At 62.5% G+C, this 17,589-nt stretch carries 13 protein-coding genes and 1 pseudogene; 6 read left to right on the top strand and 8 right to left on the bottom strand.

Annotation, left to right across the window (positions count from 1 at the left end; all coding sequences use genetic code 11):
* Nucleotides 1-323: 323 nt before the first annotated feature.
* Nucleotides 324-720, bottom strand: a pseudogene (locus B9Y70_RS00980) (transposase); the annotation flags it as partial.
* Nucleotides 721-795: 75 nt separating this feature from the next.
* On the opposite strand from B9Y70_RS00980, the gene B9Y70_RS00975 reads away from it, so the two are divergent.
* From B9Y70_RS00975 to B9Y70_RS00960, 4 genes are all read left to right on the top strand, one after another.
* Nucleotides 796-1,677: a LysR family transcriptional regulator gene (locus B9Y70_RS00975; RefSeq protein ID WP_085548382.1), complete on the top strand. Its 882-nt coding sequence runs from the start codon at nt 796-798 to the stop codon at nt 1,675-1,677.
* On the top strand, nt 1,674-2,558 hold the full coding sequence (locus B9Y70_RS00970; protein ID WP_085548381.1) for a serine hydrolase: 885 nt from the start codon (nt 1,674-1,676) through the stop codon (nt 2,556-2,558). Before B9Y70_RS00975 ends, B9Y70_RS00970 begins: the two co-directional genes overlap by 4 nt.
* A 111-nt stretch (nt 2,559-2,669) precedes the next feature.
* On the top strand, nt 2,670-4,442 hold the full coding sequence (locus tag B9Y70_RS00965) for a penicillin-binding transpeptidase domain-containing protein (protein WP_085548380.1): 1,773 nt from the start codon (nt 2,670-2,672) through the stop codon (nt 4,440-4,442).
* Between the two features lie 312 nt (nt 4,443-4,754).
* Entirely contained in the window at nt 4,755-6,206 is a 1,452-nt protein-coding gene (locus B9Y70_RS00960) for an IS1380 family transposase (RefSeq protein ID WP_240309077.1), read from the top strand.
* Nucleotides 6,207-6,403: 197 nt separating this feature from the next.
* Here the strand turns inward: B9Y70_RS00960 and sul1 are convergent, their stop codons facing one another.
* From sul1 to aadA1, 3 genes are all read right to left on the bottom strand, one after another.
* Entirely contained in the window at nt 6,404-7,243 is an 840-nt protein-coding gene (gene sul1, locus B9Y70_RS00955; RefSeq protein ID WP_000259031.1) for a sulfonamide-resistant dihydropteroate synthase Sul1, read from the bottom strand.
* Nucleotides 7,237-7,584: a quaternary ammonium compound efflux SMR transporter QacE delta 1 gene (locus B9Y70_RS00950; protein WP_000679427.1), complete on the bottom strand. Its 348-nt coding sequence runs from the start codon at nt 7,582-7,584 to the stop codon at nt 7,237-7,239. Before B9Y70_RS00950 ends, sul1 begins: the two co-directional genes overlap by 7 nt.
* A 163-nt stretch (nt 7,585-7,747) precedes the next feature.
* The gene (gene aadA1 / locus B9Y70_RS00945; protein WP_001206317.1) at nt 7,748-8,539 is read right to left on the bottom strand and encodes an ANT(3'')-Ia family aminoglycoside nucleotidyltransferase AadA1; all 792 of its coding nucleotides are present in this window, start codon (nt 8,537-8,539) and stop codon (nt 7,748-7,750) included.
* 145 nt (nt 8,540-8,684) lie between these two features.
* Between aadA1 and intI1 the strand changes: the two genes are divergently transcribed.
* On the top strand, nt 8,685-9,698 hold the full coding sequence (gene intI1, locus B9Y70_RS00940; protein WP_062939554.1) for a class 1 integron integrase IntI1: 1,014 nt from the start codon (nt 8,685-8,687) through the stop codon (nt 9,696-9,698).
* A 175-nt stretch (nt 9,699-9,873) separates the two neighbouring features.
* On the opposite strand, the gene B9Y70_RS00930 is transcribed toward intI1, so the two are convergent.
* A complete protein-coding gene (locus tag B9Y70_RS00930) occupies nt 9,874-10,638 on the bottom strand; it encodes an IS6-like element IS6100 family transposase (protein WP_001389365.1) in 765 nt (254 codons plus the stop codon).
* Between the two features lie 335 nt (nt 10,639-10,973).
* Nucleotides 10,974-11,474, bottom strand: coding sequence for a GNAT family N-acetyltransferase (locus B9Y70_RS00920; protein WP_000376623.1), 501 nt, complete (start codon nt 11,472-11,474; stop codon nt 10,974-10,976).
* A gap of 228 nt (nt 11,475-11,702) precedes the next feature.
* On the opposite strand from B9Y70_RS00920, the gene B9Y70_RS00915 reads away from it, so the two are divergent.
* The gene (locus tag B9Y70_RS00915; RefSeq protein ID WP_275886727.1) at nt 11,703-13,142 is read left to right on the top strand and encodes an IS1380 family transposase; all 1,440 of its coding nucleotides are present in this window, start codon (nt 11,703-11,705) and stop codon (nt 13,140-13,142) included.
* Nucleotides 13,143-13,821: 679 nt separating this feature from the next.
* On the opposite strand, the gene B9Y70_RS00910 is transcribed toward B9Y70_RS00915, so the two are convergent.
* Both B9Y70_RS00910 and B9Y70_RS00905 read right to left on the bottom strand, forming a co-directional pair.
* A complete protein-coding gene (locus B9Y70_RS00910; RefSeq protein ID WP_085548377.1) occupies nt 13,822-14,391 on the bottom strand; it encodes a recombinase family protein in 570 nt (189 codons plus the stop codon).
* On the bottom strand, nt 14,392-17,586 hold the full coding sequence (locus B9Y70_RS00905) for a type I restriction endonuclease subunit R (RefSeq protein WP_085548376.1): 3,195 nt from the start codon (nt 17,584-17,586) through the stop codon (nt 14,392-14,394). It lies immediately after the preceding gene.
* Nucleotides 17,587-17,589 lie beyond the last annotated feature (3 nt).

Genomic DNA, 17,589 nt, shown 5'->3' with positions numbered 1-17,589 from the left:
AGCGAACTTACGCGGTTGATGGAGAAGACTTCGTGCCGTACCTCCGGCCTTACGACGTCTTTGAATATCTCCCACCTGAGGCAGACCGACTCTCAGTCACGCGCACCGCGAGGCTTGAGGATTACCTGATCCAAGAAGGCGACATCCTCCAGACCTGCTCTGGTCGGAATTTGGGCCCGGTAACCATCGCGGACTCTTATCTGACCCAATCCGCGCTCTCGCACGACATGATTAGAATTCGGGTAGAGGATCTATCGGACCGGTACTATCTTCTGGCCTTTCTACGTAGTCGCGCTGGACAGCATTTACTGGCTCTTCACGATTTAGAGTGCGTTGATCCGGGTGTGCAGCTGGCCGGAGTGGATCAGGGATCCGCAAGATGTAGTGGTTGAGGTTCCGGAAACCCAGGGCGATGCCGCGTAGGTGCTCGAGCCGGCCGTTGATCGCCTCGACCGGGCCGTTGGACGCCCCGATGTCGAAGTAGGCGAGCACATCTTCCCGCCGACGCCACAGGGTTCTCCCGAGTTGAGCCAGCTCCTCCAGACCTTTCGGCAAGCCTGTGCGCAGGGTGTTGATGATCCGGTCCATCAACTTCTTGCCCTCCGAGTTCTTCGGATGCCCGTACGCCTGGATCACGTCCTGTGAGAGCATCCACGTCACCTCCAGGGCCACGTAGTCGTCATCGGTGGCCCACAGCATGTCCAGTCGCTGTTTCTGCCGCTGGACCTGACCCCTGGGGGTGTCCCCCGTACCTCGCTCAGCTCGGCAGAGTCCCCGCCACTAGACTCGGGGCACATGACAACTCGACCGGATTCCCTCCGGCATTGGGAGTACTTCGTCGCCGTGGCCGAGGAGGGCAGCGTCACCGGTGCCGCGGAGCGGCTGGGGCTGACCCAGTCCCCCGTGTCCCAGGGGCTGAAACGTCTGGAGTCGAATCTCGGCCTCGACCTGATCCGCCGCTCCGCCACCGGTGCCACCCTCACCGAGGCGGGCCGGTCCCTGCTCCCGCAGGCCCGGATTCTGGTCCGGGACGCCACGGAACTGCAGAGCATGGCCCACGCCATCGCCGACGCCGGGGCCGAGGTCCGCGTGGGGCTGGCCCCCTCGGTGCCGCCGGGCATCGCCTTCGACCTCACCTCCGCGTTGCGGGACGTCGGCCGGGTCAGTGTGCACACGGCCGAGGTGTCGCAGCTGGTCACCCGGGTGGGCGAGGGCCGTCTGGACTGTGCCGTCATCGAGGACCCGGCGCCGACGGGTGAGTTGTCTCGCGGGCAGCTGCACGAGGTTCCCCGGCTGCTCGCCGGGCCCGCCGAAAAGCCCGCGACCTGGGCGGCGTTGCGGGGACACACCCTGCTGGACAACACCGCCGCCGTCAGCCCGGCGGCCGCCGGACGCCTGGCCGACGCCTTCTTCACCATCGGCTTGCACCCGGAGACCGAGCTGTGGCCGGACCGGACGGTCCTGGCCGCGCGGCTCGGTGCCGGAGGCGCGATGGTGCTGCTCACCCCCGATCAACTCGGGGGCCTGCCCGCGTTCCCGATGCCGGCGGCCTTCCACCTGCGGCTGCGGTGTGTGGTGCCGCCGCAACGGGGCGTTGCCGTCGGAAAGCGGGATCTGCGCGACGTCGTGGACCGTGCCCTGCGGCGCTCCCTCGGGCGTCTGGGGGAGACCGGATGACCAGGAGCCTGCGGGCCCGGATCGGCACCGAATTGGTCGCCGCGGGCTGTGACGGTTGGTGCTGGGCGCACCCGGTCGGCGAGGAGGCGGCCGGCGTCGGGGTCGGCGCCGACAGTCAGACCAGCATCTCGTCGATGTACAAGGTCCACCTCCTGGCCGCCTTCTGCCTGGCCGTGGACCGCGGGCTGCTGAATCCGCTCGACGCGGTGACGCTCAGCGCGGATGACGGCCCGGTCGGGACCCCGGGAGTGGGGCTGTTCGCCGACCCCGTGACGATGAGCCTGCGGGATCTGGTGCGTCAAATGGTGGTGCTCTCCGACAGCATCGCCGCCCGGGTGCTGCAGCGGCGTCTCCCGCCGGGCCTGGTCGGGGAGGTCGTCTCCCTGGCGAATCTCGAGGACACCACGATCGTCGCCCCGGGCACCACCGAGTCCGAACTCCCGGCCCTGCCCGAGGACGGCTCCGCGGCCAGCGAGGCGATCCGGCTGCTGGCCTCCTACCCCCGGGTCCGCCAGGATCCGGCCGCCTACCGCTCGGTGAGCACCCCACGCCAGCTGTGCCGCCTGCTGGACTGGATCTGGACGGGCCCGGATCTCACCGGGGTCTCCCGTGCCTTCACCCGGACCGTGCTCGGGCAGCAGGTGTGGGGCCACCGGATCCCCTCCGGCTTCCCCGCCGGGGGCGTGCGCTTCCACGGCAAGACCGGGACGATCGGCCCCGTGCGCGGCGAGGTTTCCGTGGTGGCCGTCGACGAGGAGGCACCCATCGTCGTCGCCGTGATCACCCGTTCAGCCCGCAGCGGCCCGAACCTCGCGGCCGCGGACGCCGCGATCGGCCGCATCGCCCGGTTACTCGTCGATGAACTGCGCATGTCGCGCTGAGATTCCCCACCGGAGAACACCCCGCCGAGCAGGCGGTATTCGTCTCCCGACTGGCCGGAAGTCGTGCGGGAACGTGGTCGCGGTGAGCCCGTGGGCCTAATCTCATCCGGCATGACCACCCGCACCACTGTCCGTGTCTCCGCCCTGCTCGCCGCTACGGCGCTCGCGCTCTCCTCCTGCACCGTGCCCTGGTTCCGGGACGCGGTGGACGAGTTCGTCGCCGCCTTCAACGCCGGTGACGACGCCGGTGCCGCCACACTCAGCGACGATCCCGCCCGGGCCGCAGCCGACCTGGAGCAGCTGCGCGCGGGCATCGGCGGGACCAGCGTGGAACTGGACGCCGGCGGCGAGGAGGACGGCGCCACCGAGATCACCGCCACCTGGACCGTCCCGAATGGCGATGAGTCCACCACCACCGGGACGATCACCCTCTCCGAACAGGACAGCGACCTCATCACCTGGGACAAGCGGATCTTCTCCACGGAGCTGAACGGGGACAGCCGCTTCCTCTACTCCGACGACAAGACCTTCACTCTGCCGGTGACCGACCGCAACGGCACCGACATCCTGTCCTGGACACCTGTCACCGTCGTCTCCGCGGGCCCGGAGCTGATCCCGCGGGCCGGGGAGATCGCCGCCGCCGTCCGCCCGGTCGTGCCGACCTCCACCGCCGAATCCGTCACCGCCCAGATCGAGTCCGGGGACGGCTCCCCGGTGGGGCTGTTCACCCTCCGAGAGCGGGACTTCGCCGTGATGGGGGACGCCCTGCGGGCGATCGAGGGACTGGACCTGCGGGAGGAGGGCCGCATGCTCGGCCCCACCCGGGACACCGCCTCCCCGGTGGACGGCGGCCTGCGCGACTACTGGTCGGAGAAGATCACGGCCGACGCCGGCTGGACCCTCCAGGCCACCTCCCCCACCGGCACGACCATCCTGGGGCAGGTGGAACCGGCGGAGAGCGAGCCCGTGCGCACCACGATGGACCTCGGGGTGCAGACGGCCGCGAAGCGGGCCCTGGAGCCGATCGAGCAGCCCGCGGCGATCGTCGCCCTCAGCGCCTCCACCGGCGGGGTCATCGCCGTCGCGCAGAACGACGCCGCCGACGCCCTCGGCCCCGTCTCGCTGAGCGGGCTGTACCCGCCCGGCTCCACCTTCAAGACGGTGACCACCGCCGCCGCCCTCGAACGCGGCACCGTGGTACCCGACTCCACCGTCGCCTGCCCCGCCACCGCGGAGATCGACGGCCGCGTCATCCCCAACGACGGCAACTTTGCCCTCGGGGACGTCTCCATGACGCAGGCCTTCGCCCAGTCCTGCAACACCACCCAGGGTTTCATCTCCCAGGATCTGGAGCCGGACGACATGAGGAACACGGCGGCGCGCCTCGGGCTGGGCGTGGACTTCACCGCGCCCGGCATGACCACGGTGACCGGCTCCGTCCCCGTCACCGAGCCCGGCGCGGCCCGGGTGGAGGCCGCCATCGGCCAGGGCGAGGTCCTCTCCTCCCCCTTCGGGCTGGCCGTCATGGAGGCCTCCCTGGGCAACAACGGCCGGATGGTGCTGCCGACCCTGATCCAGGGTGAGGAGACCACCGCCGACCAGGACCCCGAGCCGCTCGACCCGGCGACAGTGCGGGCCCTGCGCGCGATGATGGCGGAGACGGTGGACTCCGGGACCGCCGCCAGCCTGAGCGACATCGACGGTCTCGGCGGCAAGACCGGGACCGCGGAGGTCGGGGGCAACCGGCCCGCCCACGGCTGGTTCGCCGGCATCAAGGGTGACCTGGCGTTCTGCACCTTCGTCGCCGGGGCGGAGTCCTCGGGACCGGCGGTGGCGGCCACGGGCCGTTTCCTGCGCGATGACGCGATGTCGGAGTGGCGCTGAGCGAACCCCATCACCCGGGCCGACGCTCACGTCGATCCCCCAAAAGTAGTATTAGTGCAGGTCAGCCCCATTCAGGGGGGCGGAAGAGGACGTTCCGGACAAAAGTCCGCGATACCTCGGGTGGTCACGTCAACTTCTGGGTTGAAAATGAGGGGTCGTTCACTGTCGGTCAACATATTCGAGAAGGTAACCCGGTGTTTTCACGGGAAGCGGGCTGACACGTGGTGAAGATACAAGGAAAGTGACCCTTGACCAGGTAAATTAGTAGTTTCTCACACCGCTAATTGCCTGCTCGAAAGGATCACCTTCAGGGTGAAGACTACCAGCTTCTGCGTCGGTACCCCCGCTCCTGCTCAACTGTGCTCGAATGCCGGGCTCATGTTATTGGCCAGCACCGCCGATGCCGTCGGGGTGGCCGACGCGATTGACGCCGGCCTGGCCGAGTGGCAGAATCCGAACCTGCTGCACACCACCGGGAACACCATGACCTCGCTGGCCCTGGCACTGGCCTTGGGCGGGGATGATGCCAATGACGTCGACCTGCTGGGGCCATTGGTCGCGACCGGGTTGGTCGACCAGGTCCCGTCGGACTCTACAGTGCACCGCCGCCACAAAGAGCTCGCCGACCACGACGACGAAGACGATCGCGCCGGCACGACGGCGGTCCTGGCCGGCATGAAAACAGCCCGCCAGGCAGCGTGGGCCGCCTGCGGTGCCCAGAATCCTGCCGCCGCGGCCAGCGCCGATGCTCCGCTGGTTCTGGATCTGGACGCCACGGAAATCCTGTCCCACTCGGACAAAGAGAAAGCGGCCCCGACGTGGAAGAAGCACTACGGGTTCCACCCGCTGGCTGCGATCATCGACCACGGCGACGGGCTGACCGGTGAACCCGCAGCCGTCCTGCTGCGCCCAGGCAACGCCGGCTCGAACACGGCCTCCGACCACCAGGACGTCCTCGACCAGGCCTTGGCCGCGATCCCCAACCACGTCGATGGTCAGGAGTGGGGGAAGCGGATGCTGATACGCACGGATGCCGCCGGCGGATCCCAGGCCTTTCTGGGCCACCTCGATCACCAGGGCCTGGCGTATTCGGTGGGGTTGCCGGTGACCTGGCAAATCGGTGAGATCGCCTCCACGCTCGGCGAGGACATCAAACAAGGCATCATCCGCGCGGGCGGTACGGTCAGCGACACCACGGACGCGTACGTCGCGGACATCACCTCCCGGATGCACTCCTGGGCCGGGGAGCCACTGGGCATCAACCTCGACAAATACCCCACAGATATGCGGATTATCATCCGGGTCGAGCACCCCGCCCGGGGCGCGCAGCTACGCATCACCGATGTAGATGGTCGGCGTGTGCAGGCCTTTGTCACCAACTGTCCCGGGCACGCGAACCGACTCGACGCGCTCCACCGGGCCCGGGGCAGGTGTGAGCAACGCATCCGGGATCTGAAGGACTGCGGGCTGGGGAAACTGCCGCATGAGGCGTTCGGGATGAACCAGGCGTGGATCCACGCCGCGGTCCTGGCGATGAACCTGATCACCTGGTGCGGACTGATCATCGCCGCAGACAGTGCTGCCGCCGATCGGCGCCGCTCGCGGTGGTGGGTGTGGGAACCAAAGACCCTACGAGCCCGCATGCTATCGATCGCAGCGATCGTGGTTCGTCACGCCAGGCGCACCATCCTCCGGTTCGACAACGCCGCGGCCCACCGCGAGGTGCTCGAGCACGGACTCTCCCGACTCAGATCCATCGCCTGACTCTCGGTACAACCGCCGCACGCTTGCAGTCTTCGCAGTCCCTACCCGCATTTCGAGCCCAGGACATGGAACCTGGTTTCCCCGGCACCAGCACCCGCCGGAATCCCAGCGACCCCGACCTCAGCCACCCCCACCAAGCCGGCCACTCAAAAAGCCCGGTGAAAGAAAGGGGCTAGCGGGCGGCCGGAAGGTGAATGCTAGGCATGATCTAACCCTCGGTCTCTGGCGTCGCGACTGCGAAATTTCGCGAGGGTTTCCGAGAAGGTGATTGCGCTTCGCAGATCTCCAGGCGCGTGGGTGCGGACGTAGTCAGCGCCATTGCCGATCGCGTGAAGTTCCGCCGCAAGGCTCGCTGGACCCAGATCCTTTACAGGAAGGCCAACGGTGGCGCCCAAGAAGGATTTCCGCGACACCGAGACCAATAGCGGAAGCCCCAACGCCGACTTCAGCTTTTGAAGGTTCGACAGCACGTGCAGCGATGTTTCCGGTGCGGGGCTCAAGAAAAATCCCATCCCCGGATCGAGGATGAGCCGGTCGGCAGCGACCCCGCTCCGTCGCAAGGCGGAAACCCGCGCCTCGAAGAACCGCACAATCTCGTCGAGCGCGTCTTCGGGTCGAAGGTGACCGGTGCGGGTGGCGATGCCATCCCGCTGCGCTGAGTGCATAACCACCAGCCTGCAGTCCGCCTCAGCAATATCGGGATAGAGCGCAGGGTCAGGAAATCCTTGGATATCGTTCAGGTAGCCCACGCCGCGCTTGAGCGCATAGCGCTGGGTTTCCGGTTGGAAGCTGTCGATTGAAACACGGTGCATCTGATCGGACAGGGCGTCTAAGAGCGGCGCAATACGTCTGATCTCATCGGCCGGCGATACAGGCCTCGCGTCCGGATGGCTGGCGGCCGGTCCGACATCCACGACGTCTGATCCGACTCGCAGCATTTCGATCGCCGCGGTGACAGCGCCGGCGGGGTCTAGCCGCCGGCTCTCATCGAAGAAGGAGTCCTCGGTGAGATTCAGAATGCCGAACACCGTCACCATGGCGTCGGCCTCCGCAGCGACTTCCACGATGGGGATCGGGCGAGCAAAAAGGCAGCAATTATGAGCCCCATACCTACAAAGCCCCACGCATCAAGCTTTTGCCCATGAAGCAACCAGGCAATGGCTGTAATTATGACGACGCCGAGTCCCGACCAGACTGCATAAGCAACACCGACAGGGATGGATTTCAGAACCAGAGAAAGAAAATAAAATGCGATGCCATAACCGATTATGACAACGGCGGAAGGGGCAAGCTTAGTAAAGCCCTCGCTAGATTTTAATGCGGATGTTGCGATTACTTCGCCAACTATTGCGATAACAAGAAAAAGCCAGCCTTTCATGATATATCTCCCAATTTGTGTAGGGCTTATTATGCACGCTTAAAAATAATAAAAGCAGACTTGACCTGATAGTTTGGCTGTGAGCAATTATGTGCTTAGTGCATCTAACGCTTGAGTTAAGCCGCGCCGCGAAGCGGCGTCGGCTTGAACGAATTGTTAGACATTATTTGCCGACTACCTTGGTGATCTCGCCTTTCACGTAGTGAACAAATTCTTCCAACTGATCTGCGCGCGAGGCCAAGCGATCTTCTTCTTGTCCAAGATAAGCCTGTCTAGCTTCAAGTATGACGGGCTGATACTGGGCCGGCAGGCGCTCCATTGCCCAGTCGGCAGCGACATCCTTCGGCGCGATTCTGCCGGTTACTGCGCTGTACCAAATGCGGGACAACGTAAGCACTACATTTCGCTCATCGCCAGCCCAGTCGGGCGGCGAGTTCCATAGCGTTAAGGTTTCATTTAGCGCCTCAAATAGATCCTGTTCAGGAACCGGATCAAAGAGTTCCTCCGCCGCTGGACCTACCAAGGCAACGCTATGTTCTCTTGCTTTTGTCAGCAAGATAGCCAGATCAATGTCGATCGTGGCTGGCTCGAAGATACCTGCAAGAATGTCATTGCGCTGCCATTCTCCAAATTGCAGTTCGCGCTTAGCTGGATAACGCCACGGAATGATGTCGTCGTGCACAACAATGGTGACTTCTACAGCGCGGAGAATCTCGCTCTCTCCAGGGGAAGCCGAAGTTTCCAAAAGGTCGTTGATCAAAGCTCGCCGCGTTGTTTCATCAAGCCTTACGGTCACCGTAACCAGCAAATCAATATCACTGTGTGGCTTCAGGCCGCCATCCACTGCGGAGCCGTACAAATGTACGGCCAGCAACGTCGGTTCGAGATGGCGCTCGATGACGCCAACTACCTCTGATAGTTGAGTCGATACTTCGGCGATCACCGCTTCCCTCATGATGTTTAACTTTGTTTTAGGGCGACTGCCCTGCTGCGTAACATCGTTGCTGCTCCATAACATCAAACATCGACCCACGGCGTAACGCGCTTGCTGCTTGGATGCCCGAGGCATAGACTGTACAAAAAAACAGTCATAACAAGCCATGAAAACCGCCACTGCGCCGTTACCACCGCTGCGTTCGGTCAAGGTTCTGGACCAGTTGCGTGAGCGCATACGCTACTTGCATTACAGTTTACAAACCGAACAGGCTTATGTCCACTGGGTTCGTGCCTTCATCCGTTTCCACGGTGTGCGTCACCCGGCAACCTTGGGCAGCAGCGAAGTCGAGGCATTTCTGTCCTGGCTGGCGAACGAGCGCAAGGTTTCGGTCTCCACGCATCGTCAGGCATTGGCGGCCTTGCTGTTCTTCTACGGCAAGGTGCTGTGCACGGATCTGCCCTGGCTTCAGGAGATCGGAAGACCTCGGCCGTCGCGGCGCTTGCCGGTGGTGCTGACCCCGGATGAAGTGGTTCGCATCCTCGGTTTTCTGGAAGGCGAGCATCGTTTGTTCGCCCAGCTTCTGTATGGAACGGGCATGCGGATCAGTGAGGGTTTGCAACTGCGGGTCAAGGATCTGGATTTCGATCACGGCACGATCATCGTGCGGGAGGGCAAGGGCTCCAAGGATCGGGCCTTGATGTTACCCGAGAGCTTGGCACCCAGCCTGCGCGAGCAGCTGTCGCGTGCACGGGCATGGTGGCTGAAGGACCAGGCCGAGGGCCGCAGCGGCGTTGCGCTTCCCGACGCCCTTGAGCGGAAGTATCCGCGCGCCGGGCATTCCTGGCCGTGGTTCTGGGTTTTTGCGCAGCACACGCATTCGACCGATCCACGGAGCGGTGTCGTGCGTCGCCATCACATGTATGACCAGACCTTTCAGCGCGCCTTCAAACGTGCCGTAGAACAAGCAGGCATCACGAAGCCCGCCACACCGCACACCCTCCGCCACTCGTTCGCGACGGCCTTGCTCCGCAGCGGTTACGACATTCGAACCGTGCAGGATCTGCTCGGCCATTCCGACGTCTCTACGACGATGATTTACACGCATGTGCTGAAAGTTGGCGGTGCCGGAGTGCGCTCACCGCTTGATGCGCTGCCGCCCCTCACTAGTGAGAGGTAGGGCAGCGCAAGTCAATCCTGGCGGATTCACTACCCCTGCGCGAAGGCCATCGGTGCCGCATCGAACGGCCGGTTGCGGAAAGTCCTCCCTGCGTCCGCTGATGGCCGGCAGCAGCCCGTCGGGCTCTGTTGCAAAGATTGGCGGCAGTCAGAGGTAGGCTGTCGCTCTGCGCCGATCAGGCGGCTGCTGCGAAATGGTGGTTGAGCATGCCCATGGCCTCCGTCAGCGCCGAGGGCCCAATGCCAAAAGCTCTCTCCACAAGGCGCACCTCGCCCCTGATGCCGGGCTGCAGGCACCAGGGGCGAGCCTGTCCTTTGCGCAGGGCTCGCATGACTTCGAATCCCTTGATCGTGGCATAGGCCGTGGGGATCGATTTGAAACCGCGCACCGGCTTGATCAGTATCTTGAGCTTTCCGTGATCGGCCTCGATCACGTTATTGAGATACTTCACCTGCCGGTGGGCCGTCTCCCGGTCCAGCTTTCCTTCGCGCTTCAATTCGGTGATCGCTGCACCATAGCTCGGCGCTTTGTCGGTATTGAGCGTGGCAGGCTTTTCCCAGTGCTTCAGGCCTCGCAGGGCCTTGCCCAGGAACCGCTTCGCTGCCTTGGCGCTGCGGGTCGGCGACAGGTAGAAATCGATCGTGTCGCCCCGCTTGTCGACTGCCCGGTACAGGTAGGTCCACTTGCCCCGCACCTTGACGTAGGTTTCATCCAGGCGCCAGCTCGGATCAAAGCCACGCCGCCAGAACCAGCGCAGCCGCTTCTCCATCTCCGGGGCGTAGCACTGGACCCAGCGATAGATCGTCGTATGGTCGACCGAAATGCCGCGTTCCGCCAGCATTTCCTCAAGGTCGCGATAGCTGATCGGATAGCGACAATACCAGCGCACCGCCCACAGGATCACATCACCCTGGAAATGGCGCCACTTGAAATCCGTCATCGTTCCGTCCGTCCAATCTCCGCCAAGCATGCTCAAGCTTCACGATTTTTGCAACAGAGCCTTCACACGCACGAAAGGCGGCGAAGCTCCGCCGTTAATCCGTCCGCCGGAGATCTCGCCCAGGCAGGCTGAAGGCCGAGCAAGCCTGACAGGCCCGAAAAGCCCGGCACGGGCGTCGGCGGCGATGACGGCGGCGGCATTATCCAGGGTTGATGATGGAAGTGGAGGATATCGACAACCTCTCGCGCAACCAAGACATCGCGGTCGGACTGCAAGTGATCTTGAAGCCACGGGCCCGTCCCACCCCGACATGGACCTCGATGCCCGAACGGACGTTAGATTTCGAGTTCTAGGCGTTCTGCGATGAAGGTTGGATCCCAGCCGGGATTGAAAGTGTCGACGTGGGTGAATCCGAGCCGCTCGTATAGGCCACGCAGGTTCGGGTGGCAGTCGAGCCGCAGCTTGGCGCACCCCTGCGTTCGCGCGGCATGGCGGCAAGCCTCGATCAGCGCGGAGCTGACACCCCGGCCCGCATGTGTCCGTCGCACCGCGAGCTTGTGCAGATATGCGGCCTCCCCCTTGAGGGCGTCGGGCCAGAACTCGGGATCCTCGGCCGACAAGGTGCAACAGCCGACGATGCCGTCGCTGCAACTCGCGACTAGGAGCTCGGATCTCAGGACGAAGGTCTCCGCGAATGTCCGGTCGATCCGCGCGACGTCCCAGGCGGGCGTTCCCTTGGCGGACATCCACGCCGCAGCGTCGTGCATCAGCCGCACAACCTCGTCGATATCACCCGAGCAGGCGACCCGAACGTTCGGAGGCTCCTCGCTGTCCATTCGCTCCCCTGGCGCGGTATGAACCGCCGCCTCATAGTGCAGTTTGATCCTGACGAGCCCAGCATGTCTGCGCCCACCTTCGCGGAACCTGACCAGGGTCCGCTAGCCCGGGTTTTTCACTGGAAGTAGCGGGACACCGGCTGAAGAAATGAAGAAAGTGACCCTTGACCAGGTAAATTGGTAGTTGCTTAGACTCCAGACACCCAGGTCGAAAGGATCACCTTCAGGGTGAATACTACCAGCTTCCATATCGGCACCCCCGCACCTTCCCAACTGTGTTCGAACGCCGGACTCATGCTACTGGCCACCACCGCTGATCAGGTCGGGGTGGCCGCTGCGATCGACACTGAACTCGGGGACCGGCAGAACCCGAACCTGGTCCACACCACCGGCCACACCATGACCACTCTCGCCCTGGCACTTGCCCTCGGTGGGGACGACGCAAATGACGTGGACCTCCTGGATCCGCTGGTGGCCACCGGCCTGATCGACCAGGTGCCCTCAGACTCCACGGTGCATCGCCGCCACGCAGAACTCGCCGGCCTGGGTTCTGACGGCACCACGGCGATCCTGGCGGGGATGAAATCGGCCCGTCGAGCCGCCTGGGCCGCCTGCGGCACCCGCAACCCCGCAGCCCGGGCCACCACCGACAATCCACTGGTCATCGACCTGGACGCCACCGAAATCCTCTCCCACTCCGACAAAGAGCATGCCACCCCGACGTGGAAGAAACACTTCGGATTCCACCCCCTGGCAGCGATCATCGACCACGGCGACGGGCTGACCGGGGAACCCGCAGCCGTGCTCCTGCGCCCCGGCAACGCCGGATCCAACACCGCCGCCGACCACATCACCGTGCTGGACCAGGCGGTGAGTGCTCTGCCCGAGCACGCCGACGGACACGAGTGGGACACACGCCTGCAGGTGCGTACCGATGCCGCCGGTGGTTCCCAATCCTTTCTCAACCACCTCAACGACCAGGGCCTGGCCTATTCCATCGGGTTCCCGGTGACCTGGCAGATCGGGGAGATCGCCTCGACCCTGGGGGACCCCGTCAAGCAGGGCATCATCCGCCCCGACGGCACCGTCACCGACCCGGGTGACGGCTACGTTGCCGATATCACCTCCCGGATGCGGTCCTGGGCCGGGGAACCCCTGGGCCCCGACCTGGACAACTACCCCGACGATACGCGGATCATCATCCGGGTGGAACACCCCGCGTCCGGGGCGCAGCTTCGCATCACGGATGTCGATGGCCGCCGGGTTCAGGCCTTTGTCACCAACCGCCCCGGCCATGCCAACCGGCTCGACGTCCTGCACCGCGGCAGGGGCAGGTGCGAGCAACGGATCCGGGACCTGAAAGACTGCGGGTTGGGGAAACTCCCGCACGAGAGTTTCCGGATGAATCAGACGTGGTGTCATGTGGCGGTCCTGGCAATGAGCCTCGTCACCTGGGCGGGGTTGGTCACCGCTGCCGGCAGTACCGCGGCACAGCAACGGCGGTCGCGGTGGTGGGTATGGGAACCGAAGACGCTGCGGGCGAGGATGTTGTCGATCGCCGCGATCGTGGTGCGTCACGCAAGGCGGGTCATCCTGCGCTTCGATCAGGCTGCGCCCCACCGGGAGTTACTGGAGCATGGGCTGGCCAGGATCAGACGGATCGTCTGATCCTGGCCCCATCCAGCCGCACGCTTTCGTCACTGCAGTCCTGAAGTTCCCCTACGATCTCATACCGGACCCTGGTTTCCCGGCCCAGTACCCGCCGGGACTCCGCCGACCCTGCAGTCGGTCACCCCCGTGCTGAGGACTGGAGACAAGACCCGTGAAAAATCCGGGCTAATTGTAATGACCTACTCACGTGAGAAATCCGGTAGGCCCGCTTCTCTAACAACAGAAGGTCAGTCACCATCATCAGCTCTCAGGCGTCCACAGGAGTTATTTCATGTCTGTCTCGCGTACCCACCGACGCCTGAAGATCGGCCCCCCGCCGGTTCGGGCTGATAGGTCTTGAGCTTCGTCGAGGCTTGCGCAGTCTTCAGAAAAGGTACCGCACAATCGGTCGTAGACAATCCAGTCAATATAGCCGTCTAGGTTCGGGTCGTCACGATGATGCTGTGTCATGAGGACAACGTTATCTGCCTAGCGCCCCGTAATCGCTGATCCTCAGCCCACCCCAATGGGCAGTGTTGGGGAGGTTCATCTGGTAGAAGAATTCCCACGATTTTCTGGACAGTTAGAGGGCCCGTTGGTAAATGCACGGCAGGTTCGGGCGGGGTGCGCGGAAATCACGGCAATGGATAGTTCGGGATACCGCTGGGAGGGGTGGCTGCTGCGCCATGAAACGCGATTACTCTGCGTCCACTCGTTTGATGGCACGATAGATCGTTTGACGCGAGACCTCGAAGCTGCGGGCAACTGCGGCGATAGATTCCCCACCAGCTACCAGTGTCTTCACCTGTCTCGCCTGTTCGTCCGAAATCTTAGGCTTAGGTCCAGCGACACGACCCTGCGCCCTGGCGTGGGCGACACCTTCACGGGTGCGCTGGACAAGCAGGTCGCGCTCCCATTCGGCAAGACTGGCCATCACGTTGACGACCACTTTGTCGGCTGGTCGGGACGTGTCCAACGCAGGCTCCAGGACACGTACATTGATGCCTCGGTCTGCGAGGTCACTGATGGTAGTGACCGTCTCCACGAGGTTTCGGCCAAGGCGGTCGAGGCGGGTCACGACCAGAGTGTCATCAGGACGCATATAGTTCAGCGCAGCATCGAGGCCGGGACGCTGCCACTTCGTGCCACTGATCGTGTCAGTGTAGAGGTGGTTCGGATCACAGCCAGCGTCGATCAGAGCCTCTCGCTGGATCTCAAGCGACTGACCTTGGCGAGCGGTGCTCACGCGTGCGTATCCGATAAGCATCTAGGTCACGTCCACGGTTTCCGCATCGATGCTGGTCTCATCCACTCGCAAGTTCTCGGGCAGGTGGTCGTTCAGGATGAAATCTCGGAGAAGCAAATCCAGCTTTCTCCTGACCACAAAGCGTGAGACCTTTTCCCCGTGGAGCTGGCTGAAGTACGCCTCGGCACGTGTGAGGTCAGTAGCTGCCTTGAGATTGTCGAACCTGCCGTACTCATTAAGCGTGCCTGAGGAAACATGCGCATCGAGGATCTCCCGTAACAAGCGGGCGTTGACCCCAAGTCCATCCTGTAGTCGGGCAATCTGCTTATCGCGCTCAGTTAAACGGTATTCGTTGATGTAGTCATGGACGGTCTTGCCCTGCTGCAGCTCCACTTCTCCAGCCTGCACGTCATGCAGCCAACGGTTTGCGAACTTTTGGTCTTCACGGTCGAGACGCGCGAAGCTGCTGTGAAGTTCCTCCAGCAGGCTTGCCAGCGTCTCGGCCGGCACATCGTCGTGGAGTCCCCGGAGATACTTCTCGAACTTGCTGTTGAGGTAGTCTGCGTCGATACGGTCGGTGTCGATATGTGTGATGTGCACATCGATGTCAAATGGCACCTCATCCCCGCCACCGGATGGCGTTGGATCATCATCCCCGTCGCTGAGTTCCTTATAACGCGTGATAAGTGTGAGGTATGTGTCCTCATCTAAAACCACAGTGATGAGGCCGTCGTCGAAGTAGTAGGTATCCTCGCCCCAGGTGAAGCCCTGAATCTGCGCTGCTTGAAGCTCGTGGTAGAGCTCGCTGAAAACCTTGGCGAACTCGCCCCGGTCGGCCTCGTCGCTCGGCAAAGTTGAAAAGTCAGGATGCGCTGGAGTTGTGTCTGTGGAGGGCACAGTAAACAGCTCAGTGATCTTCTCGAAGCACTCGTTGATAGCACGCAGGTGCTCATCAAGGCTCTCCACGAACAAACCGAAGGGTTTGTCACCTACGTAAAGCTCCACGGCACGCTCGATGTTGGCGTTCATGGTGTGCGGCTTGCGGTAATAGCGAATCGAACCAAAGGGCTTTTCGGGGCCGAAGATACGATTGGTGCGCGAAAACGCCTGAATGATGCTCTCGTACTCGATGACTTTGTCCAGGTAGAGAGTATTCAACCACTTAGAGTCGAAGCCGGTGAGCATTTGGTCAACCACGATCAACAAGTCGATCTGTTTGTCGGGCGTGAAGTCGCGCGTGTCGTAGGGCTTCTTGTGAGCTAGACGCGCTGAGACATCCTTCTTGAACTCGGCATGTGTCGGCATAGTGAAATGCTGGTTGTACTGCGCGTTGTAGTCTTCCAGGATCTCCAGGAGACCATCTTCCTTCACAAGCTGCTGCTCACCGGTGTTGTCGATGTGAGGGTCGAAGAGTGCTGTGACCTTGAGCTGCGGGTATTTATTCTTGAAGATCCGGTAGTACTGAATGGCTTCTGGGATCGATGCCGTGGCCAAAATGGCATGGAAGGCACTGTTCCGGCTCAGCTGTACCCAATGCTCGACAATGTCTTTGGCCACTGCTTCGTGGTGGTCGTCGCCCCGGTACTGAGCTGTGGGCAGGTAGTCTTCAATACCCCTGGTGCGCTTACCCGCACCGTCGTACACAGAGGCCATCGGCACCTGGCCCTTATCCATGAATTTCGTGTACACCCTGGCCTTGGCGGGGTCAGACAGAGCCTCCACCTCGTCGGTGGCGTGGGCCTCGTGAAGTGCGACGTAGGTACGCAAGTCATGTGCTGAGTACGTCTCGACCATCTCAGGGTCGAAGCCCAGGACGTTGCCGTCACGAATGCCGTCGGCAATGGAGTAACGGTGCAGTTCATCGCCGAAGAGCGTGGTTGTCGTGGAGTGCTTCTTCTGGTTCTCAGCGTGGATCGGTGTCCCGGTAAAGCCGAAGAACAGTGCGCTGGGCAGGGTCTTCTTTACAGTGGCGAGCATATCGCCGAAGGTGGAGCGGTGCGCTTCGTCGACGATGAAGACCACACGTTTGTTGCGGATCGTGTCAAGAGCAGCGAGCTTCGTGGCCTCGTCGTTGATGCGGCACATCTTCTGCAACGATGTGACAATCAGCGTCGTGTAGTCATCGCTGAGCAGTGTGGCGAGGTTGTCGGCGCTGGAGGTGTCTTCTACAGAGATCGAGTCGCCACCATAGCTGCGGTAGTTGGACAGTGACTGTGTGCCCAGTTCGATGCGGTCGAGCAGGAAGACCACCTTGTCGGCATTCTTGGAATCTGCAATAAGCTGTGCAGTCTTAAAACTCGTGATGGTCTTGCCTGAGCCAGTGGTGTGCCAGATGTGGCCGCCGCGTTGGTTACCGCTCTCCCAGTCATGTGCTTCGACACGGTCGGCAATCTGTGCGACTGCGTAATACTGGTAGGAGCGCATGACCAGGAGGTTTCCGGAGGCGCGGTCAGCCACGGTGTAGAAGCCAATGAGTTGGTGCGCCATGGGAATGGACAGCAGCATTTTCGCTACCTTGTCCCAATCATTGACGGGTTCGTTGTTGAAGTCAGCCCAGTGGAAAAAGAAGTCCGGGTTGAAGCGATCAGCAGCACCGGGGTTGGCGAAGTACACCGTCTCCGTGGGTGTCATACCCAGGAAGATCTGGACGAGCGAATAGATACCTCGGTAGACGCCCTCATGGGCGTATTTGGTGATCTGATGACAGGCTTGAGACACAGGCACACCGCTGCGCTTGAGTTCGATGTGGAACATGGGCATACCGTTAATGAGCAGCATCAGGTCGCCACGCCGCGACGGCAGCAGGTCGGACTTGGTGGCGGCGTACTGCGGTTGCCGCGCGATCTGATACCGCGACTGACCACCGGAAATCTCCAGCCGGTCGTAGATCTTGAGGCTGACCTCCTTGCCGAGGTTGTGAGCCTGCGGTGCGTCACGGGTAATACCCACGGTGCGACCGTTGATGAACTCATTAAGTGCCAGTGGCGTGCGCAGCTCAGTGATCTGCTCGATGATCTGCGCCATTTCGCCGTTTGTGAGTGGCACGTCACCGAGGCGGTCGCGGTTCCGGTTGTTGTCGAAGAGGATCTTCGCCCAGTTGTCGATGAGCTCCTGCTCGGTGGGGTGGTTGAGGATGTCCTTGTCCCATCCATGACGGGTGAGCAGATCAACGAGAGCATCCTCGAACTGGGCTTCGTTAGGGAAAGTGGTAGTCATGGC

It is taken from the genome of Corynebacterium pollutisoli, from assembly GCF_900177745.1.
GTDB lineage: Bacteria > Actinomycetota > Actinomycetes > Mycobacteriales > Mycobacteriaceae > Corynebacterium > Corynebacterium pollutisoli.
This window is presented reverse-complemented; position numbering and strand designations above follow the sequence as displayed.